General features: G+C 60.7%; 30 protein-coding genes. 15 read left to right on the top strand and 15 right to left on the bottom strand.

The features are described 5' to 3' along the window. The 4 genes from JQM68_RS05250 to JQM68_RS05235 form a co-directional block, all read right to left on the bottom strand. The coding region (locus tag JQM68_RS05250; protein WP_328283719.1) for an IS1/IS1595 family N-terminal zinc-binding domain-containing protein at window positions 1–884 on the bottom strand (884 nt) is incomplete at its 3' end. A gap of 51 nt (window positions 885–935) precedes the next feature. Next, window positions 936–1,586: a restriction endonuclease gene (locus JQM68_RS05245; protein ID WP_235221936.1), complete on the bottom strand. Its 651-nt coding sequence runs from the start codon at window positions 1,584–1,586 to the stop codon at window positions 936–938. Window positions 1,587–2,004: 418 nt separating this feature from the next. Continuing rightward, window positions 2,005–2,637: a trimeric intracellular cation channel family protein gene (locus JQM68_RS05240; RefSeq protein WP_235221935.1), complete on the bottom strand. Its 633-nt coding sequence runs from the start codon at window positions 2,635–2,637 to the stop codon at window positions 2,005–2,007. 11 nt (window positions 2,638–2,648) lie between these two features. Beyond that, window positions 2,649–3,533: a LysR family transcriptional regulator gene (locus tag JQM68_RS05235; RefSeq protein ID WP_235221933.1), complete on the bottom strand. Its 885-nt coding sequence runs from the start codon at window positions 3,531–3,533 to the stop codon at window positions 2,649–2,651. Between the two features lie 276 nt (window positions 3,534–3,809). Here JQM68_RS05235 and JQM68_RS05230 point away from each other — a divergent pair, with 276 nt between their 5' ends. From JQM68_RS05230 to JQM68_RS05200, 7 genes are all read left to right on the top strand, one after another. Further along, entirely contained in the window at window positions 3,810–4,583 is a 774-nt protein-coding gene (locus JQM68_RS05230; protein ID WP_235221932.1) for a TIGR00282 family metallophosphoesterase, read from the top strand. Between the two features lie 36 nt (window positions 4,584–4,619). Further along, window positions 4,620–5,105, top strand: coding sequence for a YbaK/EbsC family protein (locus JQM68_RS05225; RefSeq protein WP_235221931.1), 486 nt, complete (start codon window positions 4,620–4,622; stop codon window positions 5,103–5,105). Window position 5,106: 1 nt separating this feature from the next. Continuing rightward, window positions 5,107–6,201 (top strand): metallophosphoesterase family protein, encoded by a 1,095-nt coding sequence (locus JQM68_RS05220; RefSeq protein WP_235221930.1) that lies wholly within the window; start codon window positions 5,107–5,109, stop codon window positions 6,199–6,201. A 301-nt stretch (window positions 6,202–6,502) separates the two neighbouring features. Continuing rightward, a complete protein-coding gene (gene epsC / locus JQM68_RS05215; RefSeq protein WP_235221929.1) occupies window positions 6,503–7,186 on the top strand; it encodes a serine O-acetyltransferase EpsC in 684 nt (227 codons plus the stop codon). A 1-nt stretch (window position 7,187) separates the two neighbouring features. Beyond that, a complete protein-coding gene (gene cysS, locus JQM68_RS05210; RefSeq protein ID WP_235221928.1) occupies window positions 7,188–8,636 on the top strand; it encodes a cysteine--tRNA ligase in 1,449 nt (482 codons plus the stop codon). Window positions 8,637–8,829: 193 nt separating this feature from the next. After that, window positions 8,830–9,384, top strand: a complete 555-nt coding sequence (locus JQM68_RS05205; protein WP_235221927.1) for a helix-turn-helix domain-containing protein — start codon at window positions 8,830–8,832, stop codon at window positions 9,382–9,384. 13 nt (window positions 9,385–9,397) lie between these two features. Beyond that, on the top strand, window positions 9,398–9,883 hold the full coding sequence (locus JQM68_RS05200) for a GNAT family N-acetyltransferase (protein WP_235221926.1): 486 nt from the start codon (window positions 9,398–9,400) through the stop codon (window positions 9,881–9,883). 32 nt (window positions 9,884–9,915) lie between these two features. On the opposite strand, the gene JQM68_RS05195 is transcribed toward JQM68_RS05200, so the two are convergent. Next, a complete protein-coding gene (locus tag JQM68_RS05195) occupies window positions 9,916–10,479 on the bottom strand; it encodes a biotin transporter BioY (protein WP_235221925.1) in 564 nt (187 codons plus the stop codon). A gap of 126 nt (window positions 10,480–10,605) precedes the next feature. Beyond that, window positions 10,606–11,178: a uracil-DNA glycosylase gene (locus JQM68_RS05190; protein ID WP_235221923.1), complete on the bottom strand. Its 573-nt coding sequence runs from the start codon at window positions 11,176–11,178 to the stop codon at window positions 10,606–10,608. Window positions 11,179–11,294: 116 nt separating this feature from the next. Here JQM68_RS05190 and JQM68_RS05185 point away from each other — a divergent pair, with 116 nt between their 5' ends. Next, window positions 11,295–11,801, top strand: a complete 507-nt coding sequence (locus tag JQM68_RS05185) for a putative ABC transporter permease (RefSeq protein WP_235221922.1) — start codon at window positions 11,295–11,297, stop codon at window positions 11,799–11,801. Here JQM68_RS05185 and JQM68_RS05180 read toward each other — a convergent pair. Both JQM68_RS05180 and JQM68_RS05175 read right to left on the bottom strand, forming a co-directional pair. Then, window positions 11,718–12,269 (bottom strand): hypothetical protein, encoded by a 552-nt coding sequence (locus JQM68_RS05180; protein ID WP_235221921.1) that lies wholly within the window; start codon window positions 12,267–12,269, stop codon window positions 11,718–11,720. The two genes, JQM68_RS05185 and JQM68_RS05180, sit on opposite strands and share 84 nt — an antisense overlap. Before the next feature lies 1 nt (window position 12,270). Then, window positions 12,271–13,500, bottom strand: a complete 1,230-nt coding sequence (locus tag JQM68_RS05175) for a class I SAM-dependent rRNA methyltransferase (RefSeq protein ID WP_235221919.1) — start codon at window positions 13,498–13,500, stop codon at window positions 12,271–12,273. A 92-nt stretch (window positions 13,501–13,592) separates the two neighbouring features. Here JQM68_RS05175 and JQM68_RS05170 point away from each other — a divergent pair, with 92 nt between their 5' ends. After that, the gene (locus tag JQM68_RS05170; protein WP_235221918.1) at window positions 13,593–14,333 is read left to right on the top strand and encodes an N-acetylmuramoyl-L-alanine amidase; all 741 of its coding nucleotides are present in this window, start codon (window positions 13,593–13,595) and stop codon (window positions 14,331–14,333) included. A 208-nt stretch (window positions 14,334–14,541) separates the two neighbouring features. Beyond that, window positions 14,542–16,071 carry a ribonuclease Y gene (gene rny, locus JQM68_RS05165; protein WP_235221938.1) on the top strand — a complete coding sequence of 510 codons (1,530 nt, stop codon included), beginning with the start codon at window positions 14,542–14,544 and terminating at the stop codon, window positions 16,069–16,071. A gap of 115 nt (window positions 16,072–16,186) precedes the next feature. On the opposite strand, the gene JQM68_RS05160 is transcribed toward rny, so the two are convergent. Further along, complete coding sequence (locus JQM68_RS05160) at window positions 16,187–17,113, bottom strand: SufB/SufD family protein (protein WP_235221917.1); 927 nt, start codon at window positions 17,111–17,113, stop codon at window positions 16,187–16,189. Continuing rightward, window positions 17,110–17,850, bottom strand: a complete 741-nt coding sequence (locus JQM68_RS05155; protein ID WP_235221916.1) for an ABC transporter ATP-binding protein — start codon at window positions 17,848–17,850, stop codon at window positions 17,110–17,112. Before JQM68_RS05155 ends, JQM68_RS05160 begins: the two co-directional genes overlap by 4 nt. Window positions 17,851–18,042: 192 nt before the next feature. On the opposite strand from JQM68_RS05155, the gene JQM68_RS05150 reads away from it, so the two are divergent. From JQM68_RS05150 to JQM68_RS05135, 4 genes are all read left to right on the top strand, one after another. Beyond that, a complete protein-coding gene (locus JQM68_RS05150; protein WP_235221915.1) occupies window positions 18,043–18,681 on the top strand; it encodes a ferritin-like domain-containing protein in 639 nt (212 codons plus the stop codon). A 77-nt stretch (window positions 18,682–18,758) separates the two neighbouring features. Next, complete coding sequence (locus JQM68_RS05145; protein ID WP_235221913.1) at window positions 18,759–19,361, top strand: cytidylate kinase-like family protein; 603 nt, start codon at window positions 18,759–18,761, stop codon at window positions 19,359–19,361. Between the two features lie 58 nt (window positions 19,362–19,419). Further along, on the top strand, window positions 19,420–20,100 hold the full coding sequence (locus tag JQM68_RS05140; RefSeq protein WP_235221912.1) for a DUF2461 domain-containing protein: 681 nt from the start codon (window positions 19,420–19,422) through the stop codon (window positions 20,098–20,100). A 15-nt stretch (window positions 20,101–20,115) separates the two neighbouring features. Continuing rightward, a complete protein-coding gene (locus tag JQM68_RS05135; protein ID WP_235221911.1) occupies window positions 20,116–20,700 on the top strand; it encodes a hydrolase in 585 nt (194 codons plus the stop codon). A gap of 38 nt (window positions 20,701–20,738) precedes the next feature. Here JQM68_RS05135 and JQM68_RS05130 read toward each other — a convergent pair whose 3' ends face one another. The 5 genes from JQM68_RS05130 to JQM68_RS05110 form a co-directional block, all read right to left on the bottom strand. Then, window positions 20,739–21,173, bottom strand: a complete 435-nt coding sequence (locus tag JQM68_RS05130) for a DUF3021 family protein (protein WP_235221910.1) — start codon at window positions 21,171–21,173, stop codon at window positions 20,739–20,741. Between the two features lie 21 nt (window positions 21,174–21,194). Continuing rightward, window positions 21,195–21,632: a LytTR family DNA-binding domain-containing protein gene (locus tag JQM68_RS05125; RefSeq protein ID WP_235221909.1), complete on the bottom strand. Its 438-nt coding sequence runs from the start codon at window positions 21,630–21,632 to the stop codon at window positions 21,195–21,197. A gap of 134 nt (window positions 21,633–21,766) precedes the next feature. Next, window positions 21,767–22,348: a LysE family transporter gene (locus JQM68_RS05120; protein WP_235221908.1), complete on the bottom strand. Its 582-nt coding sequence runs from the start codon at window positions 22,346–22,348 to the stop codon at window positions 21,767–21,769. A gap of 66 nt (window positions 22,349–22,414) precedes the next feature. Beyond that, entirely contained in the window at window positions 22,415–24,088 is a 1,674-nt protein-coding gene (locus JQM68_RS05115; RefSeq protein ID WP_235221907.1) for a DAK2 domain-containing protein, read from the bottom strand. Window positions 24,089–24,104: 16 nt separating this feature from the next. Further along, window positions 24,105–24,455, bottom strand: coding sequence for an Asp23/Gls24 family envelope stress response protein (locus JQM68_RS05110; protein ID WP_235221905.1), 351 nt, complete (start codon window positions 24,453–24,455; stop codon window positions 24,105–24,107). 232 nt (window positions 24,456–24,687) lie between these two features. Here JQM68_RS05110 and JQM68_RS05105 point away from each other — a divergent pair, with 232 nt between their 5' ends. Then, the gene (locus tag JQM68_RS05105; RefSeq protein ID WP_235221904.1) at window positions 24,688–26,577 is read left to right on the top strand and encodes a bifunctional metallophosphatase/5'-nucleotidase; all 1,890 of its coding nucleotides are present in this window, start codon (window positions 24,688–24,690) and stop codon (window positions 26,575–26,577) included.

Below are 26,577 nucleotides of genomic sequence, written 5' to 3'. Positions count from 1 at the left end.
CGGAACAGCGGTTCCCGTTCTACCGGAATCGTGGTTTCCATTTCACCGGATTCCCGGTTCCCTCGGGCTGGAATATTCACTGTTACCATTACTGCGTCACTTGCGAATCTTCCAGTCAGATTCTTCTTAACATCTGCTATTCCCAGCCTACCTATACAAACTGGGTTAACATATAGATTGCCGCTTCGGTCTTTGCAAGTCAAAATACAAGTCTGCTCATTACTGACACCTTGCTTGTGTTTCTTAGGTGGCGATAGCAGCATTTCCAGACGTGCAGAGTTTTTCTGCAAGTCATCCCAGAATCCATACTTCTTGAGATAATAAACCTTTTCTTCGTATGTTCTGTTGTGTCTTGGCATACGCCCAAGTGTATATATGAAAAATGCTGGGTCACGTTTGCCTTTGAATGAAACTGGTGCAAAGCACTCGTCACACTCAACAATGTCAACGAAGTGGTCTTGCTCACCAAATATTTCCTTGAGAGCCATGCACACCTTTTGCTTTGCTACCCAGACAGTAACATGGCTTATTTCAGCCATATCTGCAATTCTGCGCACACTTAGATTTTGAACCAGTCCTAACAACACGCATCGCCATTGAGCCGGTGTCAATCTTGAATGGGCCAGCATAGTGCCATGTGTTTCCGTGAAGGTTTTATTGCAGTCCTTACACTTGAACCTCTGGTGCCCTGACTTTTTACCATGCTTCATTATGCTTATACTTCCGCAGTGGGGACAAGCAAGTGGGATTTCTGTAATCTCACTAACATCCCCAGACTTTTGACTTCCTGACCTTTTGACGTCCAGCTTTGCCATCAACTGATTGATCTGCTCATCAGTGAGGCTGTCAATGCTTTCCATTAACTCACTGAAAAGGTCAGCCATCTTTAAGCCCCCTAGTAATATTTTGTTGTCTGCGCTGTCAGCGCTTGCCCTTCAACCATATTCAAGATTTCTCAGCAGGGCTTCTTTTTGAAGAGTCAATGCCCGCTGTTGATATTCTGCTGCTCTCTGCTGGTAGTAGGATGCTTCCTTAACATATTCCTCAGCCTCATCAAATTTATTGACAAGTTCAAGTTTCAACTGCTCTTTGTCTGTCGGAGGATTTGGTATATCCTGCACAGCAGATATCAAATACTCACGATTCCTTGTTATATTAGCGATGATGATACCCATTAAACCTTTGTGCGGATTCGGATTGATAATCTTTCTTGTGTCAGATACCTGCATAATCTCTTTCCATTCGGCCTCTGCAATAACTTCAACCCCAAGTCGTTTAGCATAAACCCGAGCATCTGCGGTCATACGATTGTTTGTGACTACCACAGGCTTTCCGCCGTTACCGTAGTACTGCGTTCCAGAGTAAACCTCTTGTATAGGTGCCTTGCCGAGAGGCTTGTTATAGTACTTACATTGAATATTGAATGTATAAGATTGAGGTTTTGTGATACTAACGGCCACAATATCAATACCTCCATCACTTTTGCCCGTTTTATATGCTTGAAATCCATGCTCGTTTAAAAACGCCACCACGGCATCCTCATAGCTTACTCCTGAATTACAACCGTACATATCACCATTAAGCATGATGTGTACCTCCATTGATAAGTACTCACTTTGAAAACCAAAGTTGTACCCATCAATAGATTTTGTACTAAAAACACGACTATCGAAAAAACGCCCATGAGTTGAGTGCTAATCTCCACGACTTGAAAATATGCCTAACGTCTTGCGTACATAGGTATCACCAACTTTCTTTTTTCTTTAATTTTGTTTAGATGCACAAAATACAGATAACTCATTTAGCAGTTGTGCCGAAAAGAACAGAGCGTCGGTTTTCACCAACGCTCTGTATAAATATTGAATGTATTCGCCTGAATATACAAGGTTTTGCCCACCCACACTTATCTTGAACAGGGACTAAAAAATAAACGAAAAATCGGTCATTTTGGAAAAGGTTTACAGGATAAACCCCGCGCCGTGAAAACCGCGGCGCGGGGTCTGGTCAGTCGTGTGCCCGGGGGAGGTTCCAGCGGAAGTGGGCGGAGAGGCCGCGGATAAGAATGACGGCTCCGCCGCCTGCCAGCATGGAGAGCATCTCTCCCGCGTAGTGCCACAGGAGGCCGCAGAGCAGAGCACCCACCAGCGACGCGCAGGCGTAGATATGCTTGACGAAGATATAGGGCGTGTCTCCGGCCATGATGTCCCGCAGGACGCCGCCGCCCACGCCGGTGATGACGCCCACGAATACCAGCAGGAACACGGTGGCCTGGGGCTCATGGGCATAGGCTGTGCGGATGCCCACCACGGTAAAGATGGCCAGGCCCGCCGTGTCCATCAGGAACAGCACCAGGTCAAACAGCCCCTGGTCCCACATCAGAAGCCGCCGGACCTGGGGCAGGAACAGCACCAGGGAGGTGACCACCGACACCGTGGCATAGATGGGGTCCTGAAAGGTGGCGGGAGGCGTGTTGCCCAGGATCAGGTCCCGGATGACGCCGCCGCCTACGGCGGTGGTCAGCCCCAGGATGCACACGCCGAAAATATCCATATTCTTTTTCAGGCCGGTCATGGCGCCGGAGGCCGCGAAAGCCAGGGTGCCGGCCAGCTCCAGGACCAGAATGATGACAGATTCCATGATAAGCTCCCTCAGATGCCCTGGCGCACCATTTCCATGAAAGCGGTGGCCGCGGCGGTGGGCGTCACATCCTGAAGCGTACACATATCCACGGAGCGGGCGGGAATGGTGAAGTCCGTTTTCAGCAGTCGGATGTCCCCGGCTTCCAAAGGCTTCTGCACAAACTCCAGCGTCACGCCGGCCACGCCCAGGCCGATGCGGGCCAGGGACACCAGCAGCTGGCGGGAGGAGAGCTCGATCTCCGGGGACAGGGTGACGCCGTGCTTCAAAAATTCCTGCTCCAGGAATACCCGGCTGCTGGCTTTCCGCTCCAGCAGGATGAGGGGGAATTCCGCAATTTCCTGCCGGGTGTAGACATGGTCAAAGTCGCAGTCGTACCCGCTGCCCGCCACAAAGACGGAGTGGGTGGCGAAGCAGGGCCAGGACTCCACCGCGCTGTCGGCGGGGGAGGAGGCAAAGGCGATGTCCACCGCGCCGGATTTCAGCATACTCAGCACCTTGGCGCTGCGGCCGCTGACGATTTTCAGCCGGATGCCGGGATGGAGGCGGTGGAACTCGTCCAGATAGGGCACCAGGAACTGGGAGGTCACCGTGTCGCTGGCGCCGATGACGAGGGTGCCCAGCAGCAGCTGCTGGGCCTGGGACAGCTTGTCCTCGCCCGTCGCCAGCAGGCCCAGGGCGCTGCGGACGTACTGGTAGAGCATCTGCCCCTCGCCGGTGAGACTGACGCCCCGGGGACTCCGGGCGAACAGGCGGGCCTGGAGGGCAGTCTCCAGCTGCTTGATGGACTGGCTCACCGCCGACTGGGAAATATACAGGTTCTTGGCGGCCACGGAGATGTTGCCGGTCTCGGCCACCTCCTTGAACACGCGGTATAATTCGAGTTTCACTGCCATAGGGTCCTCCTGAAATTAGCATTTCTTATCAGTGATAATGCTATTATAAGCAGAAAACAGGCCGGACGCAACAGGAGGGACAAAAATTCCGGGAATTTCTTTTCAAAGAGCCGCTTCTTTGCTATACTAATACGGAATGAAAGAGAGGGCGTACCAATGATGCGCTACGGCGGTCTCATCCGGGATTTTGACGGCACCCGTTCGACACCTGCCCCGCCATGTGCCGGGACCTTTCCGAGCTGGACGTCCTGGTGGGGCTGGAATAAGGAGGAGCCTATGGAGTATCACATTCTGGCGGTGGGCGACGTGGTAGGGGAGCCGGGCCTGCGGCACCTGGAAAAAAACCTGCGCCCCCTGCAAAAGCTGAAAAACATTGCCTTCACCGTGGTCAACGGCGAAAACGCCTCCGGCGTGGGCGTGACGCCGGAGCAGGCCTGGCGCATCTACGATGCCGGAGCCGACGCCGTCACCCTGGGGAACCACACGTTCGGGAAAATGCAGCTTCAAGACCTGCTGGACGACGTCCCCTGGCTGCTGCGTCCCGCCAACTATACGGGCCGGGCGCCGGGTCACGGCTGCGAGATTTTTGACCTGGGCGCCGTCCGGGTGCGGGTGATGAACCTCATCGGGCGGTGCGGCCTGGACTGGAAGGCCAATGACCCCTTCACCACGGCGGACGCCCTGCTCAAACAAGGGGAGGCGGACTTCACCCTGGTGGACTTCCACGCCGAGGCCACCAGCGAAAAGCTGGCCCTGGGCTACTACCTGGACGGCCGGGTGTCGGCCCTGTGGGGGACCCACACCCACGTCCCCACCGCCGACGAGCGGGTGTACCCCAAGGGCACCGGCTACCTCACCGACCTGGGCATGACCGGCCCCATCGAATCCGTGCTGGGCATCGAGCCCCGGCAGTCGGTGGAGGGCTTTTTGGGCGGCCTGCCGGGGCGCTACCGTCCGGCGGAGGGCCCCTGCAAGCTCCAGGGCGCCGTGTTCACCCTGAACAGCGAGACCGGCCTCTGCACCGCCGTGGAGCGGGTGGAGCTCCGTTGACCATATCACATAACAGATAAAGAGAGGAAATCTACCATGTCTATCCAGAAAGTACGCGCTTATTTTGAAACCTTTGGCATTGCGGACCGCATCCGGGAGTTTGAGGTGTCCTCCGCCACCGTGGACCTGGCGGCCATCGCCGTGGGCGTGGAGAGCGCCCGCATCGCCAAGAGCCTGAGTTTTAAGGTGGACGACCAGCCCATCATCATCGTGGTGGCGGGCGACGCCAAGGTGGACAACAGCGCCTATAAAAAGCAGTTCCACACGAAGGCCAAGATGCTGACCCATGAGGAAGCCCACACCCTCATCGGCCACGATGTGGGCGGCGTGTGCCCCTTCGCCCTGCCGGAAAACGTGAAGGTGTACCTGGACGTGTCCCTGAAGCGCTTCGAGACGGTGTTTCCGGCGGCGGGCAGCGACAACAGCGCCGTGGAGATGACCTGCGAGGAGCTGGAAAAATATTCGTCCAATTTCGTTGAATGGGTAGACGTTTGCAAAGGCTGGAGGCCGGAGGAGGGCTGATATGCTCAAATTTATCCACGCCGCCGATTTTCATCTGGACAGTGCCTTCGGCGCCCTGCCCGCCCGGCAGGCGGCTGCCCGGCGGCGGGAGTGCCGGGAGACGCTGTTCCGTTTGGCGGACTACGTGAACCGGGAGGGCGTCCAACTGGTGCTGCTGGCCGGAGACCTGTTCGACAGCATTGGCGCTTTCCGGGAGACCGGAGAGCAGCTGGCCCAGGCCCTGGGGAAGATGGCGGCCCGGGTGTTCATCGCCCCCGGCAACCATGACTGCGTTACCGATGGCAGTCCCTGGCGGACGGTGGAGTGGCCGGAAAATGTATACATTTTCCGGGAAAACCGGATGACGGCGGCGGAGGTGCCGGAGCTGGGCGTCACCGTCCACGGCGCGGCCTTTACCGCGGCGGAGCAGGCGGATGGCCTGCTGACGGGCTTTACCGCCCCGGAGGGCGGCATCCACATTGGCCTCCTCCACGGAGAGCTGGAGCCCGCCGAAGCCCGGTACGACCCCATCCGCCGGGAGGAGGTCGCCGCCAGCGGCCTTGCGTACCTGGCTCTGGGCCATATCCACAAGCGGACGGAGACCCTGACCTTCGGGAAAACCGTCTGCGCCTGGCCGGGCTGCCTGGAGGGTCGGGGCTTTGACGAGCTGGGGGAGAAGGGCTTTTATCAGGGTACACTGTCGGAGGACGGCGAAGTGACATTGACCTTTGTGCCCTTTGCCCTGCGGCGCTATGAGGTATTGGAAGTGGATGTGACAGGCAAGGACCCCCGCGGGGCCGTGGAGGAAGCCCTTCCGTCGGAGACGGAGAAGGACCTCTACCGCATCCTGCTCACCGGGGAGACCGGAGAGGGCGGCGTGGACGATGCCGCTCTGCGGGAGGCTCTGGCGGAGCGGTTCTACGCCCTGGACCTCCGGGACCACACCCGGATGGCGGCGGACATCTGGGCCCGGGCGGGGGAGGACTCCCTGCGGGGCCTGTTTCTCCGGGACCTGCGGGCCAAATGGGACGCCGCCGGGAGCGAGGAGGAGCGGGAGACCGTCACCCGGGCGGCCCGGTTCGGTCTGGCGGCGCTGGACCACCGGGACTTGGGATGAATTTCTCTTGACACCGATTTCAATTCCTGCTACTATACTAGGGTAAATCCAATAGCGTGATGAACGGAAAGAGTAACAGTTCACCCAAAGAACAGAGAGGGCGCGTCACCGGCTGTAAGCGCGCCTGCGGAGGGGACTGCGAAGTGCGTCCGGGAGCGCGGGGGATGCAGAAGCCCTCCGCCTGGCCCCCGTTATGGGCCCCTTGAGTGATAAAAGAGAGTGGAACCGCGATTCGTCGCCTCTCGTACTTTGGTACGGGAGGCGATTTTTTTCTCCCGACCGACACAAGGAGCAATTTTCTATGGCAAAACGAGTGACCCGACTGGGCGGCCTGCTGGCCGCCTACCAGCGCCGCGACCCCGCGGCCCGCAGCAAGCTGGAGATCTTTCTCCTCTACCCCGGCGTCCACGCCGTCCTCTACCACCGGCTGGCCCACTGGCTGTATGTCCACCGCCGCTTTTTCCTGGCCCGGTGCGTCTCCCAGTGGAACCGCTTCTGGACCGGCATTGAAATTCATCCCGGCGCCACCATCGGCCACCGGCTGGTCATCGACCACGGCATGGGCATCATCATCGGCGAGACCGCCGAGATCGGCGACGACTGCCTGCTCTACCAGGGCGTGACCCTGGGCGGCACCGGCAAGGATAAGGGCAAGCGCCACCCGACTTTGGGCAACAACGTATTGGTCGGCTCCGGCGCCAAGGTGCTGGGCCCCTTCACCGTGGGCGACAACGCCCGCATCGCGGCAGGCGCCGTGGTGCTGGGCGAAGTGCCTCCCGGCTGTACCGCCGTGGGCGTGCCCGCCCGGGTGGTGCGGGTGAACGGCAAGCCTGTCTATTACGCCGACGACGTGGACCAGATCCACGTGTCCGACCCCATCGTGGATGAGCTGGTGGCGATGTCCCAGCGGATCGAATCCCTGGAGAAAGAACTGCAGGAGCTGAAAGAGAACAAAGAACCGAATGAACGGAAGGAGACGGCCTGAAATGTATCTGTACAATTCAGCGACCCATAAGAAGGAAGAATTCAAGACCCACACCCCCGGCCATGTGGAAATGTACACCTGCGGCCCCACGGTGTACCATTTCGCCCACATCGGCAATCTGCGCAGCTATATCATGGAGGACGTGCTGGAGAAGTACCTGCGCTACGCCGGGTACAGCGTGAACCGCGTGATGAACATCACCGACGTGGGCCACCTGACCTCCGACGCCGACGAGGGCGAGGATAAGATGCTCAAGGGCGCCAAGCGGGAGCACAAGACCGTCATGGAGATCGCCCAGTTCTATACCGACGCCTTCTTCGAGGACTGCCGGAAGCTGAACATCAAGCGGCCCGACGTGGTCCAGCCCGCCACCGGCCTCATCGACGACTTCATCAAGATCGTCAAGCACCTGGAGGACACCGGCTTCGCCTATTTCGCCGGCGGCAACGTGTATTTTGATACCTCCAAGCTCAGCCACTACTATGTGTTCAACGACCACGACGAGGAGGACCTGGCCGTGGGCGTCCGGGAGGGCGTGGAGGAGGACACCAACAAGCGCAACAAGAACGACTTCGTCCTCTGGTTCACCAAGTCCAAGTTCGAGGACCAGGCCCTGAAGTGGGATTCTCCCTGGGGCGTGGGCTATCCCGGCTGGCATATCGAGTGCTCCGGCATCTCCCTGAAATACAACGGCGAGTACCTGGACCTCCACTGCGGCGGCATTGACAACGCCTTCCCCCACCACACCAATGAGATCGCCCAGTCCGAGAGCTACTTGGGCCATCCCTGGTGCCAGCAGTGGTTCCATGTCCACCACCTGAACACCTCCGACGGTAAGATGAGCAAGTCCAAGGGCGAGTTCCTGACGGTCTCCCTGCTGGAGGAGAAGGGCTACGATCCCCTGGCCTACCGCTATTTCTGCCTTCAGAGCCATTACCGCAAGGCCCTGGTGTTTACCTGGGAGAATCTGGACAACGCTGCCGGCGCTTATTTGAAACTGCAAAAGAAGATCGCTGCGCTGGACCCCAATAACGGTACGGTGGACCCGGCTGTGTTCGACGAGTACAAGGCCAAGTTCCTCCAGACCATGGGCAACGACCTGAATACCTCCATGGGCGTGACGGCCATCTTCGATGTCCTGAAGGCCAAGACCAACGACGCCACCAAGCTGGCCCTGATCGGGGACTTCGACCAGGTGCTGAGCCTGAGCCTGCTGGAAAAGGCGGCGGCATTCCGGGATACCAAGCCCGCCCAGGTCATCGCCCAGCATAATGGCGTGTATATCGTCACCGGCGAGGGCGACCCCGCCATCGACGCGCTGGTCCTCCAGCGCTATGAGGCCAAGAAGGCCAAGAACTTCGCGGAGGCCGACCGCATCCGCGATGAGCTGAAAGCCCAGGGCATCGAGATCATCGACACCAAGGGCGGCGCCAGCTGGAAGCGCGTGTAATACTACTCTCCCATTAAAATAAGATATTTGAATGGGAACCGCCGCGCTTTGCGTGTTGGATTCTAGTATAAGAAAAAATGAAAGCGGGAGCCTTTTGGCTCCCGCTTTTCCTTGACAAAATCCGGAGGTTCGCCTACTATAAAAAGAAGAACGAGCAGTATAGTGGCTGTTTTGCCGGAGAGGATGGCACCTTATGGAACTGAACCGCGCCGTTGCCGAGAACATCAAGCGTATCCGAAAAAGCAAAAAACTGAGCATGGAGCGTCTGGCGGCGGAGTCCGGCGTGTCCCGCAGTATGCTGGGCCAGATCGAGCGGGGGGAGGCCAACCCCTCCGTGGCCATCCTGGGGAAGCTGGCGGCGGCGCTGAAGGTGCCCGCCGAGGTCCTGCTGGAAAATGACGATTTCGTGTCCCTGGCCCAGTACCGGGAGGTGGACACCAAGCCCGTCCGCCTGGACGGGGGCAAAGCTGTCCTGCGGCCCAACTTTTCCTACGACGACGCCACCCGCATCGAGAGCTATTTCCTGGACCTGTACATCAGCGCCCGGTATGAGCCGGAGCTGTCCGTTCCCGGCTGTATCTGCTACGCCACCCTCCTCTCCGGCACGGTGACGCTGGAGGCGGAGGGGGAGACCTTCCACATGGTGGAGCGGGACGCGGTGCGCTTTGCCGCCGACCGGCCCTACCGCTTCGAGAACATGACCAACTCCACCGCCCGGCTGCTGCTGATCTACCAATATTTGAAATAAGGAGTCCTGTCCCATGCACATTCGTACCGCTGTTATGGCGGACCTGCCCGCCGTGACGGCGGTGGAGGCCGCCTGTTTTCCCGCTGCCGAGGCCGCCACGGAGGCGGACTTTGCCAAACGGCTGGCGGTGTATCCCAACCACTTCTGGCTGATGGAGGATGACAACGGCACCCTCGTCAGCTTCGTCAACGGTCTGGTCACCGACGAACCCCACCTCCGGGACGAGATGTACGCTGACGTATCCTTCCACGACGAAAACGGCGCCTGGCAGATGATCTTCGGTGTCAACACCCTGCCGGAATACCGCCGCTTAGGGCTGGCGGAGCAGGTGCTCCGGCAGGTCATCGCCGACGCCAAGGCCCAGGGCCGGAAGGGCTGCGTTCTGACCTGCAAGGACAAGCTCCTGCACTACTACGGCAAGCTGGGCTTCGTCAATGAGGGCGTCTCCCAGTCCACCCACGGCGGCGTGGTGTGGTATGAAATGCGGCTCACATTTTAAAAGAAAAACGCGCCTGCCCGGGCGCGTTTTCATTATTTCAGGAATTTTTTTACCCGCCGGGAGAGGATGATCGCCAAGGCCAGTTTCAAAAGGTCCGGGATGATGTAGGGGAACACGCACCAGCCCAGCGCCGTCGTGACGCCGATGGGACCGTTGACCCGCGCGTATACCACCAGGAACCAGGCGGTGCCAAAGGCGTAGCACACCGCCAGTCCCAGCACGCAGGCGGCTACCATCACGGGAAGGGAATCCCCCAGTTTGGCCGTCAGCAGCCAGTAGACCAGGGCGGCAGCCACAAAACCGATGATATAGCCGCCGGTGGTGTCCAGCAGGACGCCCAGACCGCCCCGGAAGCCGGAGAACACCGGCACGCCCACGGCGCCCAGCAGCAGATACACCACCATGGCGTACAGCCCCCGCCGGCCGCCCAGGGTGGTGAGGGCCATGAACATGGCGAAGGTCTGCAGGGTGAACTGCACCAGGGGCTTTGGCAGGGGAACGGTGATCCAGGCGCAGACCGCCATCAGCACGGCAAACAGCGCGATATAAGCCATATCCAGCGTCCGCAGGCGGGACGGGGCGGAAGAAGTTTCCATGAAAAGTGCCTCCTTGTCTGATCCTGCATCAAAGGATACCGCGTATCAGCGGAATTGTCAACCATAGATTTAAAATAGGTTAACAATAGGACCAAAAAAGCCAGCGGGAACATCTCCCGCTGGTTTTTATACTTCCGTGTGCTCACACAGTTCCCGGATCTTGGACTGGATGGATTTCAGATCCTCAAAGGTCTCCGGCCGCTTGCTCACGTCCCGCAGCAGCGCGGCGGGGTGGTAGATGGCGGTCATCTGGACGCCGCCACGGGCAAACCACTGGCCGTGCTCACTGGTGATCTTAAAATCCTCCTTGATGATGGCTTTCGCCGCGATGCGGCCCAGGCACACGATGATCTTGGGCCGGATGAGGGCCGTCTGCCGCCGGAGGAAACCGATGCAGGCGTCCTGTTCCACATTCAGCGGGTCCCGGTTCTGCGGCGGGCGGCACTTCACCACGTTGGCGATGTAGACCTTGGTGCGGTCCAGATGGATGATCTCCAGCATATCGTCCAAAAGCTGTCCGGCACGGCCCACAAAGGGCACGCCCTGCTCATCCTCGTTCTGGCCGGGGCCCTCACCGATGAACAGGATCTCCGCGTCCCTGGCGCCGTCGCCGAAGACCACATTGGTGCGGGTCTCCGCCAGGGCGCAGCCACGGCAGGCCATACAGTCCTGTTTCAGTGCTTCCCAGGTATCCGCCATGGGGAATCGCCTCCTTTTTTGGTAAGTAAATGTAGAATATGCGAAAAAACTGCCAGCGCAGCGCGGGAATAGGCTGCCGCTTCCCGGAGACACTGAACGAAAAGGGAGGCGGCAGTGTGGCGCGTTGGCTTTGGATCTTCTGGATATACAGCTTTTTGGGATATGGCCTGGAAAAAGTCTTCGCGGCGGCCACCCATTCCCCCAACCAGGGCCGGAAATGCTTCCTGCTGCTGCCCCTGTGTCCGGTGTACGGCCTGGGGATGCTGGCGGTGCTGGCCCTGCCGGTGCGGGGGCTGTGGCTGGTGCTGTGGGGGGGCCTGGCGGCCACGGCGGTAGAATACGGTTACCACTGGGCCTGTGAGGTGTTTTTGGGCGTACAGTTTTGGAATTACGCCCGTGTCCCCGGCAATCTCCGGGGCCGCGTCTGCCTGCCCTTCACCGTCATCTGGGGCCTGCTGACCGCCCTGGCGGTGTGGTGGGTGCAGCCGTGGGTGGAGAGCATCGCGGCGGTCATTCCCTGGCAGGCGACCTATATCTTCTTACTGATTTTCACCGCCGACGCCGTCTGCTCCGCCCAATTTCTCCGAAAGACCCACGACATCGAGGCACTGCGGTGGGGGTAGCGCGACAAATTCCAGCGCGGCTTCCGCGTCCCGCCGGGAGGGAAAGAGACGGACCTCAGAGGGCTCCGGGACCATCGTTTCCCGCCAGCCGCCTCTTTGCAGAAGGCGGGCGAAAGCGGCCAGATCGTCCGCGGCCCGCAGCAGGGCGCCGTCCCGCCGGAGGTACACGATGGGCCAGGGTTCGTCCAGCCCCGTAAAGCCGCCCAGGGAGGCAAACCAGCCGCCGTCATCCAGGGCGAATACATCCATTTGGGGAACCGGGTAGCAGGGCAGCTCCGGAGCAACCATATCGTCGAACAGGAACCGCAGGCCGTTGGCCTGCTCCAAAGCGTCATAGTCCGGCCGCTCCCGGGGGCTCATGCTGTACACCGTGACCCCGGCGTAAACAAGCTCTGCCTGCTTGCCTGTCTCCAGGACAAACGCGCCGCCGCCGTTCAGGGAAACTGCGTCCACATACAGCTTTTTCATGTCAGACCACCTGGAACAGGTAGAATTTCAGGTAATTGGTCTCCTCCACGCCCCAGAGGATGGGGTGGTCGCAGCTCTGCTGCCGGGCCTCGATCTGCCGGAGCTGCACCCCGGCGTCCCTGGCCGCGTCGTGGAGCATCGCCACGAATTTCTCCTCCGTGGCGAAATGGGAGCAGGAGCAGGTGGCCAGATACCCGCCCCGGGGCAGCAGCTTCATGGCCCGGTAGTTGATCTCCTTGTAACCGGTGATGGCGTTGGCCACGGTCTTGCGGCTCTTGGTAAAGGCCGGGGGGTCCAGGATGATGAAGTCGTACTTCGGTGGCTCCTTTTCCAGCTGGGGCAGCAGGTCGAACACGTTGGCGGCCACGCAGTCCACCACATCGGACAGCCCGTTGCACTCCGCGTTGGCCCGGGCCATCTCCACGGCGGACTCGGACACATCCACGGCGGTGACGTGCTTCGCCCCGCCCATGGCGGCGTTCAGGGCGAAGGAGCCGGTGTGGGTGAAGCAGTCCAGCACGGTCTTGCCCTTTGCCAGCCGGCCCACCGCCCGGCGGTTGTACTTCTGGTCCAGGAAGAACCCGGTCTTCTGCCCGTTCTCCACATCCACCAAATATTTGATGCCGTTTTCGGTAATTTCCACGACAGGGGAGTCCGGCGTCTCCTCACCGGGCAGGGGGAACCAGCCCTTGTACTGGGGAAGGCCCTCCTTGTCCCGCAGGGCCACGTCGTTCCGCTCGAATACGCCCCGGATGGCATGGCCGTCCTCCCGCAGAATGTCCACCAGGGCGGGCAGCAGCATGTCCTTGATGCCCTCCATGCCCACGGACAGCACCTGGACGCTGAGCAGGTCGTGGAACTTGTCCACGGTCAGCCCGGGGAAGGCGTCCGCCTCGCCGAAGATGACGCGGCAGCAGTCCAGGTCGGCCTCTTCCATGACGCTTTTGCGGTAGTCCCAGGCCCAGCGGAGCTTCCGCTGCCAGAAGGCTTCGTCAAAGCGGTCATTGGCGTTGCGGGAGATGAGCCGGACGCGAATTTTGGACTGCTCCGACAGGAAGCCTGTGCCAAGATACCGGCCTTTTTTGCTTACGATATCCACCAATTTTCCGTTTTCCGGGGCGCCTTCCACAGAGAGCACCTCCGCGTCGTAGACCCAGGGATGGCCCCGGAGGATGGCGGCCTCCGCCTTGGGGGTGACGGTAAAACGGGGAAAGGGACGGTCAGTTTTCATACGGTTTGCTCCTTATCGAGATAGCTTTTTCACAGTTTATCACATTTGCCGCCGGAATGCCATATAAATAGGGGGAGAAGGAGGGAGTTTCCATGCCGATTATTTATTTGAGCCCATCCACCCAGGAGTGGAATATGTACGTCACCGGCAGCGGCTCCGAGGAGTACAACATGAACCTGCTGGCCGACGCCCTGGTGCCCTACCTGCTGTCCAACGGCATCCAGTACACCCGCAACACCCCGGATATGACCGCCGCCAGCTCCGTCCGGCAGGCCAATCAGGGCTATTACGACTTCTACCTGGCCCTTCACTCCAATGCCGCGCCGGAGGGACGCTACGGCGAGGAGCGGGGCATCATCGCCTTTTACTACCCCGACAGCGTTGAGGGTCAGCGGGGCGCGGAGCTGATCGCGGAGGAGCTGCGGAAAATTTATCCCCTGCCCAACAAGGTGACGACTCGGGCGACCACGACCCTGGGGGAAGTGCGGCTGTCCCGGGCCCCGGCGGTGCTGGTGGAGATCGGGTATCACGACAACTACGCCGACGCCGTTTGGGTGGAGGGCCACATGGACGACATCGCCCAGCAGCTGGCCCGGGCCCTGACCCGGCTCTTCGGCCTGCCCTTTATCTATCCCATGGAGCCGGTGGGCGGCACTGTGAATGTCAGCTACGGCACGCTGAACCTCCGCAGCCGCCCCACGCCCACCGGCACCATCATCGCCAATATGCCCGACGGCGCCGCCGTCACGGTCTACGGCGAGTGGCAGGGATGGTACGTGGTGCATTACGGAATATACGTCGGCTACGCCGCGGCAGCGTACATCGACACATGAAACTCAATATCTAGTTACAGCGGTGTTTGGATTTTCAACTTTTAGAAAATGAAAAGCTTGACAGTGGCCTTGTAAACGATTAAACTAAAAAAGGATAATTATCGGCGGACGTAGGGGCGTTTGCCGGTCGTTTTCTGACGGAAGTTACTGTAATTTTAGATACGATACCGAAGAACAGGAGGAAGCCGTGGAACCTATCACCATTATTATGGCCCTGGTGGGCCTGGTGGTCGGCGGCGCGATCTGCTTCCCTCTCGGTATTCGCTACCGGAAAGCTGTTTCCGAGAAGGAGATCTCCAGCGCTGAAGAAGAGGGAAAGCGCATTATCAACGAGGCCATCAAGAGCGCGGAATCCAAGAAGCGCGAGGCCCTGCTGGAAGCAAAAGAAGAGATTTTAAAGAACCGCAGCGAGTATGAGAAGGAAGTAAAGGAACGCAGAGCCGACCTGCAGCGGCAGGAAAACCGTCTGCAGCAGAAGGAAGAAAATCTGGACCGCAAGACCGAGGCCATGGAGAAGAAAGAGGAATCCCTGGCCCAGAAGCACGCGGCCATCGACAAGGAAAACGAAGAGATCAAGGTCATCAAGCGCAGCCAGACCGAGATGCTGGAGCGCATTTCCGGTTTCACCGCCGAGGAGGCAAAGCAGTACCTCATCGACCAGGTGGAGGCAGAGGTGACCCACGAGACCGCCCTCAAGATCAAAGAGGTCGAGTCCCGCATGAAGGAAGAGTGCGAAGCCCGCGCCCGCGAAGTGGTGGCCCAGGCCATCCAGCGCTGCGCCGCGGATTCCGTGGCCGAAATGACCGTCAGCGTGGTTCCCCTGCCCAATGACGAGATGAAGGGCCGCATCATCGGCCGCGAGGGCCGCAATATCCGCACCATCGAGACGCTGACCGGCGTTGACCTCATTATCGACGACACGCCGGAGGCCATCACCGTCTCCTGCTTCGAGCCCGTCCGCCGGGAGATCGCCCGGCTGGCCCTGGAGAAGCTGATCGCCGACGGCCGTATCCACCCCACCCACATCGAGGAGATGGTGGAGAAGGCCCGCCGGGAGGTGGAGACCACCATCAAGGCCGAGGGCGAGCGCGCGGTATTCGAGTGCGGCGTCCGCAACCTGCACCCCGAGCTGGTGAAGATGCTGGGCCGCCTGCATTACCGCACCAGCTACGGCCAGAACGTGCTGCAGCATTCCATCGAGGTGTCCCACATCGCCGGCATGATGGCCTCCGAGCTGGGCGCCGATGTTCAGGCTGCCAAGCGCGCCGGCCTGCTCCACGATTTGGGCAAGTCCGTTGACCATGAGCTGGAGGGCACCCATGTGGCCCTGGGTGTGGAATTCGCCCGGAAGTACAAGGAGCGGGAGGACATCATCCACGCTATCGAGGCCCACCACAACGATGTGGAGCCCCGCACCATCGTCGCCTGCCTGGTCCAGGCCGCGGATGCCATTTCCGCCGCCCGTCCCGGCGCCCGCCGTGAAAACCTGGAGAACTACATCAAGCGCCTGGAGCAGCTGGAGACCATCACCGGTTCCTATCCCGGCGTTGACAAGGCCTACGCAATCCAGGCGGGCCGTGAGGTCCGGGTCATGGTGAAGCCCGAACAGGTCAGCGAGGACCAGATGGTCATTCTGGCCCGGGACCTGGCCAAGAAGATCGAGGAAGAGATGGAATATCCCGGCCAGATCAAGGTCCATGTCCTGCGGGAGACCAAAGTGGTCGAATACGCAAAGTAAAAGAGCACATGAAAAATCCTCCGTGGGATCACCACGGAGGATTTTTTCTCATCTTTTTCTTGAAAGGAAAAGAAGCAAAAAGAACTTTCACAAGCAAACCCCGTTTTGCGCGGTTTTACGCCAGGAAGCCCTTCAGGATGCAGTCCTCGGCCTCTTCTTCCGTCAGACCCAGGGTCTCCAGCTTCAAAAGCTGGTCGCCGGCGATCTTGCCGATGGCGGCCTCATGGACCAGCTGGGCCTCGGTGCAGTTGGCGGTGATGGCGGGGATGGACTTGATTTTCGCCTCGCCCATGATAATAGAGTCGCACTGCACATGGCCGAAGCACTGGGCGTTGCCCACCATCCGGGGGTAGAACACCTGGCTGGACGCGTCCTGGGCCACGGACCGGGAGATGACCCGGCCCTTGGAATCCTCGCCGTCCAGTACGATCTCCATGTCGCTCTCGGCCACCTGCTCCCCGTGGGTCAGCAGACGCTCGGTGATGACGGCCTCGGCCCCCTTGCCGCACACGATCTTCGTGTACCGCTTGGTGGAGTCGATACCCCGGATCTGGGTGGTGTCCATCTGGATAGAGGCGCCCTCCTCCAGGTACACGATGGTCTGGGGGTTCATGATCCTGCCGCCCTTGCCGTCACCCTCGCCGTAGTGTTTTTCCGTGTAGTGGACATGGGAGTTTTTCCCCACATAGAAGGTGTGGACGCCGTCGTGACGGCTGTCCTGGTCGCCGCAGTTGTGGATGCCGCAGCCGGCCACGATGTCCACATTGCAGTTTTCTCCGATATAGAAGTCGTTGTAGACCATTTCCTCAATGCCGGGCTTTGTGATGATGACGGGGATGTGGCAGGTCTCGCCCACGGTGCCGTCCTTCACCCGGATGTCGATGCCCGACTTGCCGTCGGTCTTGCCGGTGATCTCAATGTGCTCGGTGCTCTGGCGGCCGTCGCAGCCGCAGTCCTTGCGGATGTTGAAGGCCCCCACGGGCTTACCCAGCATGTCCGCGATCTTTTCCAGAAGCTCGCGATCCACTTCCGTATCCATCATTGCGCGGCACCCCCTTTCGTCAGTACCGGGCAGCCGCCCAGTGTGTCCGCCAAAATCTGCGGCAGAATGTCCGCCGCGGCGCCCCGGTGGCGGATGGCACCGTCGCCCACCACGATGACCTCGTCCGCCAGGGAGATGATGCGCTCCTGGTGGGAGATGATGATCATGGTGGCGCTGCCGCCGGCGTGGATCTGCTCAAATGTCTCCGTCAGCCGGGCGAAGGACCACAGGTCGATGCCGGCCTCCGGCTCGTCAAAGATCATAAGCTGGCTGTTCCGGGCCAGGATGGTGGCGATCTCGATGCGCTTGACCTCGCCGCCGGAGAGGGAGACGTCCACCTCCCGGTCCAGGTAGTCGTTGGCGCACAGGCCGACCTTGGTCAGGTACTGGCAGCACTTGTCCTTGGACAGCTTCTCGTCGCCGCTGGCCAGGGTCAGCAGATTGCGGACGGTCAGGCCCTTGAACCGGGGCGGCTGCTGGAAGCCGTAGCTGATGCCGAGGCGTGCCCGCTCCGTGATGCCCAAATCGGTGATGTCCTGGCCGTTCCAGAGGATGCGGCCCGCCGTGGGCTGTACCAAACCCATGATGACCTTCGCCAGGGTGGTTTTGCCGCCGCCATTGGGGCCGGTGAAGACCACCAGCTTGTGGTCGTCGATGGTGAGGGAAATATCGTTCAGAATGCCCAGCTCCCCGTCGCCCTCCCGGACGGCGTAGCTGATATGCTGCAGTTCCAGCATAAAATGGGACCTCCTTTGATGGAAAAATGCTGATAGCTCACCTATTTTAGCAGAAGCCGTCCGGAAATGCAATATTCCCTACGGCTTTTAGGGTTATTTTACCCCAACTGCGGGGAAAATGCCTGTTGCGGACGCAACAGGTACGGCACGGGCCGGTCCTGCATAGACTGGGGAGAAAAGGAGGCGACCGTGATGGAACAAAACCTGCGTACCCCGGAACCCTACGATTACCGTCAGTATGACCGCATCTGGCAGCGCGTGGCCCCCACGCTGGAGCCCTATCCGCCGTCCGATACAGAATCCGCCCAGCCCCAGGCGGTCCAACAGGCCCCGACGTCCCAGCTGACCCCGGCCCAGGTCCGCCAGGAGAGCCAGCTGCCCGGAGCCACGCCCAACCCCTGCTGCATGGGCAGCGCGGCGTCGGAGATGCTGGAGGTGCTGACGGGCTTTCTGGAGGAGGCCCTGGCAGACCGGCGGCACTACCTGGCTCTCAGCCGGCAGGGGCCGGCCTGGGCCCGGCAGCGGCTGAAGGAGATCGCGGCGGGCAAGCTGGAGCACGCCCGGCATCTGCTGGCGATCTACTACCTCGTCACCGGGGAGTGCTACCATCCTGCGGTGAACTGCGAGCGCATTTACGTGGGCCGCTGGTGTCCCGCCCTGCGGGAGCGGTACCACGCCGAAGCCTGCAACGGTCTGAATTACGTCCGGGCGGCGGAGGGCACCACCGACCCCTGCCTGGCCGGCATCCTGAACGCCATGAGCGCCGACGCGTACCGCTGGGCCAATGAATTGATGAGCATGCTGGAGCGGGGGCTCCAGTGCGAAAAATAGGATTGTGCCGGGGCGGAAAACGTGGTACAATATTCCCCAGAAAATGCCGCGAAACGCGGTCACAGGGGGCAAACGCCATGAATCAGATCATTACCATCAGCCGGGAATTCGGCGCCGGCGGACATACCATCGGCAAGCGGGTGGCCCAGGAGCTGGGCATCGAGTTCTTTGACCGGGACATCGTCCGGGAGACCGCCAAGGCCAGCGGCTTCGACCCTGAGCTGATCGAAGACGAGGGGGAGGACGTCTCCCGCGCGGACTCCATTCTCAAGACCATCTGCTCCGCGTCCAGCCTGCAGTTCCACGACACCCAGGAGGTCATCCACGACGTTCAGCAGGCCATCATCGTCCAGCTGGCCCAAAAGGGGCCCTGCGTCATTCTGGGCCGCTGCGCCGATGAGATTTTGCGGGAGGCGGGCATCGACAGCCTGAACGTCTTTATCCACGCCGATGACATCCACCGGGCCGTCCGGGTCAGCGAGCTGCTGGGGACCAACAACGCCACGGAGATCCAGAAGATGATGGCGAAGAAGGACAACAGCCGCCATACGTACTACACCCGCTACACAGGCAAAAAGTGGGGCGACTGCCACAATTACCACCTGACCCTGGACAGCGGCATCCTGGGCTATGACCTGTGCGTGCAGCTGATCGTGGAGGCCGCGCAGAACCGCAAGTGAGCATCCACCGGCCCGGGCGTAGCCCGGGCCGGTTCCATGAAAACAACGGAGGAGACCCATGTTTACCGGATTTACTGATGAGACGGTGGACTTCATGTGGGGCATCCGCTTCAACAACGAGCGGACCTGGTTTGAAGCCCACAAGGAGATTTACCTGACCCAGCTCTACCAGCCCATGCGGGAGCTGGGAAGCGAGCTGTATGATTTCATCCGGGACAAGCGCCCGGACAGCGGGCTGATATGCAAGGTGAGCCGCATCTACCGGGACGCCCGCCGGCTCCATGGCCGGGGGCCCTATAAGGACCACCTGTGGATCGGCATCCGGCAGCCGGCGGACGAGTGGACCGCCCGCCCCACCTTCTGGTTTGAGGTCACGCCGGACGGGTGGAGCTACGGCCTGGGCTATTGGATGCCCAAGCCCGTCACCATGGCCAAGCTCCGCGCCCGCATCGACCGGGACCCCGGGACCATGGAAAAGCTGACCCGGGGACTGAACAGGCAGACGGAGTTCGTGTTGGAGACCGAGGATTATAAAAAGCCCCGGAGCCAGGCCCCCTCGGAGCTGCTGGCGCCCTGGTATCAGGCCAAATCCTTTTCCCTCTGCCATGAGGACAAGCTGACGGAGGAGTTGTTCAGCCGGGACGTGGTGGACCGGGTAAAAAAGGGATACGAATTTCTGCTGCCCTATTATGATTATTTTGCCGCCCTGGACGGAGACCCCGACCCCAGGGACGCATGAAAAGGAGAACAACATATGAAAGCCTGCCCTGATAGAGAAACAGCCCTGGCGCTGCTGAAAAAGTACAATGCCGAGCCTTTCCACATCCAGCATGCCCTGACAGTGGAGGGCACCATGCGCTGGTATGCGAACGAGCTGGGCTACGGCGAGGACGCGGATTTCTGGGCCACCGTGGGCCTGCTCCACGATGTGGACTTCGAGAAGTGGCCGGAGGAGCACTGCAAAAAGGCCCCGGAGCTGTTGGCGGAGATCGGCTGCTCCGACGAGCTCATCCACGCCGTCTGCTCCCACGGCTATGGCCTGTGCTGCGATGTAGAACCCACCCATGAGATGGAGAAGGTCCTCTTCGCGGCAGACGAGCTGACGGGTCTCATCGGCGCCGCCGCCCGGATGCGCCCCAGCAAGAGCTGCCAGGACATGGAGGTCAGCTCCCTGAAAAAGAAGTTCAAGGACAAGAAGTTCGCCGCCGGCTGCTCCCGGGATGTCATCAAGGAGGGCGCCGAGCGATTGGGCTGGACCCTGGAGGACCTGATGGAAAAGACCATCCTGGCGATGCGTTCCTGCGAGGCGGAAGTCAACGCCGCTATGGAGGCACTGTAAACATAAAAAGAGTGTCCGGGAATTCCCGGACACTCTTTTTATCCCTCTTGCTGGAATTTCCGTAAACTCCGGTTCAGCGCCCGGGTGTCCCGCCAGCGGGCTACCTGCTTGCCGAACCAGATGGCCCACAGGCTGACTTCCAACATGGCGACCAGTACGATGTTCTCCCAGAGAGGAACACCCGGGAACCAGCCGAATACCAGTGCGCTGCCGATATACAGCACATTGGCGCAGACCGCCCATGCCGCCAGCCTTCCCCTGGACGACCACTCCCCGGCGGGCAGTATCACGTACTGGATGGCGGCAAAGACGAAACTGACCAGCAGCATCTCCAGCAGGACCCACACGCTGATGGCATACCGCCCCTGAAGCACCTCCGTGATGCCCTGGAAAAAGACCACGGCGGCGGTGTAGATGCTCATGTAGAGTTTGACCTCCATGCCCCAGGCGTAAAAACGCAGAAATTGTTTCATAAAGAACCTCCTTTTACGCGATTACATCCCCAGCCGCTCCCGCAGCAGGGGCCCGTAGTGACGGGAGATCATGACCTTCTCCCCGTTGCGCATGGTGGCCTCGATGCGGCTCCCGGCGCAGCTTTTCAGCTGCCGGATGCCGTGGAGGTTCACCACCATGGACCGGCTCACCCGGCAGAAGCCCAGGGCCTCGTACCGTGCCTCCAGCTCCGAGAGGGACAGGGCGGTACGCCAGACGGCCTTTTCGCAGTAGAGCCAGGTGCGCTCCTCCACGGATTCGGCGTACAGCACCTCCTGAGGGGACAGAAGGACCGTCTCCCGCTCCTCCGTAAAAGCACAGAGAGACTGCATCCCCGACCGCAACAGGGCCAGGATGTGGAGCATCTCCTCGTCCAGCTCCCGGCAGCGGAGAATGACCTCGTTTTCCGGGGTGTCGCAGTGTTCTACGGTGATTTTCATAATGACCTCCTTTGCCAGCTGACAGGCTGAGCATAGCGCGTGGGGAGAGGAAAGACAAGCGCTGTACCGCCGGAGTGCGTTTTCAGCGGGGCGGGATGCAAAAAACGCAAGGGCGGACCGCCCTTGCGTTTTGGTTACAGAAACAGCCGCACCGCGCACCAGACCATCAGCAGCGCCATGACCTTGTTGACCACAGCGGCATACCGGGAGAACAGCACCCGCAGCAGCGAGCCGAAGCCCGCCCAGCACAGGTTCAGGCAGAAGCCTAAGAAAGCCAGCAGCAGGGCGAACAGGAACAGCGTCACCGGCCGGCCCTGGTACAGGGGCAGCACGTAGCTCTGCATGGACACGATACAGTAGATGTAGATTTTGGGATTGACGAACTGGAGGAAAAAGCCGTCCCGGAAGCTGGCACGGACGGCGGCGGTATCGGACACGGCGCCCGCCCGCCAGGTTTTCCAGGCCAGGTACAGAATGTAGCAGGCCCCCAGCACCAGCATGGGCTTTCGGATGGCGGGGATCAGGGCGTCCAGCGTGCTGCACAGCAGCGTGCAGGCCACGGAGACGATGGAAAACCCCGCCCAGATGCCGAAGATGTAGGGCAGCGTCCGCCGGAAACCCAGGCGGCTGCCATTAGACATGGAAGACAGGGTGTTGGGCCCCGGCGTTCCGGCGGTGACCAGCACGTAGAGAAAAAATTGCGCCCAGGGGAACATAGGGGACACCTCCTGACATGGCACAGCCCGGACGAAAGTCCGGGCTGTTTTCAAAGCGTGACCGCTTTATTCCATGGAAATAATATAGTAGTAGACAGGCTGACCGCCGGAGAGGACGGCCACCTCCGCGCCGGGGCAGCACTCCTCAAAGACCTGGGCGGCTTTCTGGGCGTCCTCCTCGGAAACATCTTCGCCAAAGTAGAGGGAGATGAATTCGGCCTGCCGCTCCAGGGCGTCCGCCGCCAGTTTTTCCAGCAGCACGTCCAGGGAGCCGTCGGTGCCGAAGAGCTTGCCCTCCTCCAGGGCCAGATAGTCGCCCTCCTTGATTTCAAACCCGTCAAAGTCGGAGTTCCGGGCGGCGTAGGTGATCTGGGCGGTGGTGACGGTGGAGAGGCTGTCGTTCATGGCCTCGGCGATGCTGTCGGCGTCGGGGGCCTCGAAGTCCACGTTCATCATGGCGGTGATGCCCTGGGGCACGGTCTTGGTGGGGATGACGATGACCCGCTTTTCCGTCAGGGCGTCGCACTGCTGGGCGGCCATGATGATGTTGCCGTTGTTGGGCAGGACGAACACGGTCTCGGCGGGGATTTTCTCCACGCCGGCCAGAATGCTCTCGGTGGAGGGGTTCATGGTCTGTCCGCCGGACACCACGCCGTCGGCACCCAGATCCCGGAATACAGCGGCAAGGCCGTCGCCGGCGCACACCGCCAGGAAGCCGTAGGGCTTCTCCGGCGCGGCGGGAGCGGCGGGCGCTTCCAGCTCGGCTTCCACGGCCTCCAGGTCGTCGGTGCTCTGGGCCTGCCGTCCGGCAGCCAGGTCCTCCGCCTGGGTCCGCATATTTTCGATTTTCGCCAGCTCCAGCGTGCCGTACTTCTGGGCCTCGGTCAGGGCGGCGCCGGGGATGTCGGTATGGACGTGGACCTTGAACGCCTCGTCGTCCTCGCCGATGACCAGGCTGTCGCCGATGCTGTTCAGATAGGCCCGGAAGGGCTCCAGCGGCTTGTCAACGGTCTTGCGGACGATGAACACGGTGTCGAAGGTAAAGGTGATGTCCTCGCTGGAGAGGGCGGCGAAATCCGCCTTCTCCTTGGATTCGCCGTCGTCGGAGACGTCGGGCATAGGTTCGCCCCGCAACTCGGCCAGCATGCCCTCCAGAATGAGCAGGTAGCCCTTGCCGCCGGCGTCCACCACGCCCGCCTTTTTCAGCACGGGGTTCATGTCGGTGGTCTGGGCCAGGGTGTCCCAGCCTTCCTTCAGGGCCTCCTCCAGCACCTTTTCGATGTCGGTCTCGCCCCCGGCCACGGTGTCCACGGCCCGCTTGGCGGCAAGGCGGGAGACCGTCAGAACGGTGCCCTCGGCGGGCTTCATAACGGCTTTGTAGGCGGCAGAGACGCCCTCCTGCATGGCTGCGGAGAACGCGGCTGCGTCGGCGGTTTCCATGCCCTTCAGCCCCTTGGAGATGCCGCGGAACAGCAGGGACAAAATGACGCCGGAGTTGCCCCGGGCGCCCCGCAGCAGGGCGGAGGCGGTGACGGAGGCGGCCTTGTCTACGGTGGCGGGCTCGGACTTGCGCAGCTCGGTGACAGCGGTGCCGATGGTCATGGACATATTGGTGCCGGTGTCGCCGTCAGGGACGGGGAACACGTTCAGGTCATTGATGGCCTGTTTCTGCGCGGTGATGGCGGCGGCGCCGTGAAGCACCATCCGCTTGAACAGCGCGCCGGTGATCAGTTCGTTCATCTGTTTTAGCTCCTCCTCACAGGGTCATGGAATCGACGCAAACATCCACGGCCTGGACGGGCACGCCGGTGTTCTTGGTGACCACGTAGCGGACCTCGCTCATAATGGAACGGCACACCGCGGGGATGTTGACGCCGTTTTCCACGATGATGTGGAGCTCGATGGAGATGGAGTTGTCGTCGTGATATGTGATGCTGACGCCCTTGCTCATAGCCTCGCGGCGCAGCAGATGGACCAGGCCGTCGGTCATGGAGCGGTAGGCCATGCCCTTGACGCCGAAACAGTTGGTGGCAGCCATGCCCGTGATGTTGGAAAACACGGCGCTGCTGACGGAGATCTCACCCTGATCAGACTTGAATTGAATCATGAGAACGTCCTTTCTTTCCTGGATTGACGAGGGCGCCGGGGACCGCCGCCCATGGGAACACACTTTTAGAAGCTTATTATATACGATTCTTTTGTAAAGTACAAGTATAAAAATGGGCCTGCTGTCCGGGCGGCAGCTTTATGAAAAAGGCATTGTGACAGACTGTCGGGTGTGGTAGAATAGGAAGCGGCGGGATACCGCCTGATCCAATTCGCTGAAAAAGGATGAGAAGATGAAACGTCGGTTTTCCGCGCTGCTTCTGGCGCTTTTGCTGATATGTTCCCTCTGCGTGATCCCGGCGGATGCCGCGCCGCCCGCAGATACAGCCACGATCCTCTTTACCCACGACCTCCATTCCCACTTCCTGCCCCAGCCGGCGGAGGACGGCGGCGAATCCGGCGGCTATGCCCGCCTGAAAACCGCCATTGACCGGGAGAGGGAAAAGAACCCCGACGCCCTGCTGCTGGACGGCGGCGACTTCTCCATCGGCTCCCTGGTCCAGACCCTCTACACCACCGAGGCCGCCGAGCTGCGGACCATGGGCGCCCTGGGCTATGACGCGGCGACCCTCGGCAACCATGAATTTGACCACACCGGGGTGGGCTTCGCCCGGATGCTGAACGCGGCGGCGGACAGCGGCGACCCGCTCCCAGCCCTGCTGGAGGCCAACTACCGGCCCTCTGCCGATAACCCGGACAAAGACTTCATTCAGCAGGCCATGGATCACTACGGCGTACAGGAGACCATGCTTTTAGAACGCGGCGGTATCACCTACGGCATTTTCGGGCTCATGGGTGTGGACTCCGACGACTGCGCCCCCACCTCCGGCTTTGCGCTGGAGGACGCCGCACAGTCGGCGGAGCGGTGCGTTGCCTCCCTGAAAGAACAGGGGGCGGAGCTTATCATCTGCCTGTCCCACTCCGGCACCAACGGGGAGGCGAAGCTGTCCGAGGACGAAAAGCTGGCGAAAGCCGTGGACGGTATCGACGTCATCATCTCCGGCCATACCCATACAACCCTGACCGAGCCCATTGTGGTGAACGGCACCTATATCGTCTCCTGCGGCCCCTACTGTCGGAATCTGGGCTCCATTACACTGCGGAAATACGAAGATGGCTCCAAGGAGCTGCTGGACTACCACCTGACGCCCATCGACGAGACCCTTCCCGACGACCCGGACATTGCCGCCATGGTGGAGACATGGAAGAACAAGGTGGGGGACACCTATCTCTCCCGCTACGGCCTGACCTACGACGAAGTGCTGACCACCACATCCTTCGACCTGGATACCCCCGTCTCCGGCGTACAGGAAAACAACGGACTGGGCTCTCTGGTGGCGGATGCCTTCCGGTGGGCGGCCCGGACCCTGACGGCGGAGCCGTATGAGGGACATACGGTCGCTGTGACGGCGGACGGCGTTCTCCGGGCGCCCCTGCGGACCGGAGAGATCACGACCTCCCAGGCGTTTGACGTGCTGTCCATGGGCGTAGGGGCCGACGGCACCTCCGGCTTCCCTCTGGTGGCGGTGTACCTCACCGGAAAAGAGCTGAAGTCCGTGGCGGAGGTGGACGCCTCCGTGACGCCCATCATGCCGGTGGCTCAGCTCTATGTATCCGGAGCGCGCTACTCCTTCAACACCAACCGGATGTTTTTCAACCGGGTGTACAACGCCTGCCTGCTTGCCGGCGACGGCACAGAGCAGGAGATCGCGGACGACCAGCTCTACCGGGTGGTCACGGGCATGTACTCCGCCCAGATGCTGGGCACGGTGAAAGAGAAGTCCATGGGCCTTTTATCCCTGGAGCCCAAAATGGCCGACGGCTCCCCCGTGACGGATTTCAACGACTGTATCCTCTACGACAAGGACGGCAATGAGATCAAGGAGTGGTACGCGCTGGCGGCCTATCTTCAGACCTTTGGCGGGGAGGGGGTCCACCCCTCTTATCGGGAACCTGTCATCAAGAACGTCAGCCACAGCTGGTCTCCGGCTCAGCTCCTCCGGGAGTGGAACTGGATCACCTGGACGGTGGTGCTGGCGGCTCTGGCGGTCATCCTGCTTGCGGTCCTGCTGGTGCGGCTGATTTTGCGCAAAGTGCGCCGCAAACGGAAAAAAGTGTATTGA

Source organism: Oscillibacter valericigenes (assembly GCF_021531435.1).
Classification (GTDB): Bacteria; Bacillota; Clostridia; order Oscillospirales; family Oscillospiraceae; genus Oscillibacter; species Oscillibacter valericigenes_B.
The sequence above is the reverse complement of the archived record's forward strand: the minus strand, read 5'-3'. Positions and strand labels throughout refer to the sequence as shown.

Bases quoted from the DNA above. Each gene is read 5' to 3' on its own strand.
- JQM68_RS05245 (WP_235221936.1), bottom strand. From the start codon at position 1,586: ATGCTTAATGGTGATATGTACGGTTGTAATTCAGGAGTAAGCTATGAG.
- JQM68_RS05240 (WP_235221935.1), bottom strand. From the start codon at position 2,637: ATGGAATCTGTCATCATTCTGGTCCTGGAGCTGGCCGGCACCCTGGCT.
- JQM68_RS05235 (WP_235221933.1), bottom strand. From the start codon at position 3,533: ATGGCAGTGAAACTCGAATTATACCGCGTGTTCAAGGAGGTGGCCGAG.
- JQM68_RS05230 (WP_235221932.1), top strand. From the start codon at position 3,810: ATGGAGTATCACATTCTGGCGGTGGGCGACGTGGTAGGGGAGCCGGGC.
- JQM68_RS05225 (WP_235221931.1), top strand. From the start codon at position 4,620: ATGTCTATCCAGAAAGTACGCGCTTATTTTGAAACCTTTGGCATTGCG.
- JQM68_RS05220 (WP_235221930.1), top strand. From the start codon at position 5,107: ATGCTCAAATTTATCCACGCCGCCGATTTTCATCTGGACAGTGCCTTC.
- epsC (WP_235221929.1), top strand. From the start codon at position 6,503: ATGGCAAAACGAGTGACCCGACTGGGCGGCCTGCTGGCCGCCTACCAG.
- cysS (WP_235221928.1), top strand. From the start codon at position 7,188: ATGTATCTGTACAATTCAGCGACCCATAAGAAGGAAGAATTCAAGACC.
- JQM68_RS05205 (WP_235221927.1), top strand. From the start codon at position 8,830: ATGGAACTGAACCGCGCCGTTGCCGAGAACATCAAGCGTATCCGAAAA.
- JQM68_RS05200 (WP_235221926.1), top strand. From the start codon at position 9,398: ATGCACATTCGTACCGCTGTTATGGCGGACCTGCCCGCCGTGACGGCG.
- JQM68_RS05195 (WP_235221925.1), bottom strand. From the start codon at position 10,479: ATGGAAACTTCTTCCGCCCCGTCCCGCCTGCGGACGCTGGATATGGCT.
- JQM68_RS05190 (WP_235221923.1), bottom strand. From the start codon at position 11,178: ATGGCGGATACCTGGGAAGCACTGAAACAGGACTGTATGGCCTGCCGT.
- JQM68_RS05180 (WP_235221921.1), bottom strand. From the start codon at position 12,269: ATGAAAAAGCTGTATGTGGACGCAGTTTCCCTGAACGGCGGCGGCGCG.
- JQM68_RS05175 (WP_235221919.1), bottom strand. From the start codon at position 13,500: ATGAAAACTGACCGTCCCTTTCCCCGTTTTACCGTCACCCCCAAGGCG.
- JQM68_RS05170 (WP_235221918.1), top strand. From the start codon at position 13,593: ATGCCGATTATTTATTTGAGCCCATCCACCCAGGAGTGGAATATGTAC.
- rny (WP_235221938.1), top strand. From the start codon at position 14,542: ATGGCCCTGGTGGGCCTGGTGGTCGGCGGCGCGATCTGCTTCCCTCTC.
- JQM68_RS05160 (WP_235221917.1), bottom strand. From the start codon at position 17,113: ATGATGGATACGGAAGTGGATCGCGAGCTTCTGGAAAAGATCGCGGAC.
- JQM68_RS05155 (WP_235221916.1), bottom strand. From the start codon at position 17,850: ATGCTGGAACTGCAGCATATCAGCTACGCCGTCCGGGAGGGCGACGGG.
- JQM68_RS05150 (WP_235221915.1), top strand. From the start codon at position 18,043: ATGGAACAAAACCTGCGTACCCCGGAACCCTACGATTACCGTCAGTAT.
- JQM68_RS05145 (WP_235221913.1), top strand. From the start codon at position 18,759: ATGAATCAGATCATTACCATCAGCCGGGAATTCGGCGCCGGCGGACAT.
- JQM68_RS05140 (WP_235221912.1), top strand. From the start codon at position 19,420: ATGTTTACCGGATTTACTGATGAGACGGTGGACTTCATGTGGGGCATC.
- JQM68_RS05135 (WP_235221911.1), top strand. From the start codon at position 20,116: ATGAAAGCCTGCCCTGATAGAGAAACAGCCCTGGCGCTGCTGAAAAAG.
- JQM68_RS05130 (WP_235221910.1), bottom strand. From the start codon at position 21,173: ATGAAACAATTTCTGCGTTTTTACGCCTGGGGCATGGAGGTCAAACTC.
- JQM68_RS05125 (WP_235221909.1), bottom strand. From the start codon at position 21,632: ATGAAAATCACCGTAGAACACTGCGACACCCCGGAAAACGAGGTCATT.
- JQM68_RS05120 (WP_235221908.1), bottom strand. From the start codon at position 22,348: ATGTTCCCCTGGGCGCAATTTTTTCTCTACGTGCTGGTCACCGCCGGA.
- JQM68_RS05115 (WP_235221907.1), bottom strand. From the start codon at position 24,088: ATGAACGAACTGATCACCGGCGCGCTGTTCAAGCGGATGGTGCTTCAC.
- JQM68_RS05110 (WP_235221905.1), bottom strand. From the start codon at position 24,455: ATGATTCAATTCAAGTCTGATCAGGGTGAGATCTCCGTCAGCAGCGCC.
- JQM68_RS05105 (WP_235221904.1), top strand. From the start codon at position 24,688: ATGAAACGTCGGTTTTCCGCGCTGCTTCTGGCGCTTTTGCTGATATGT.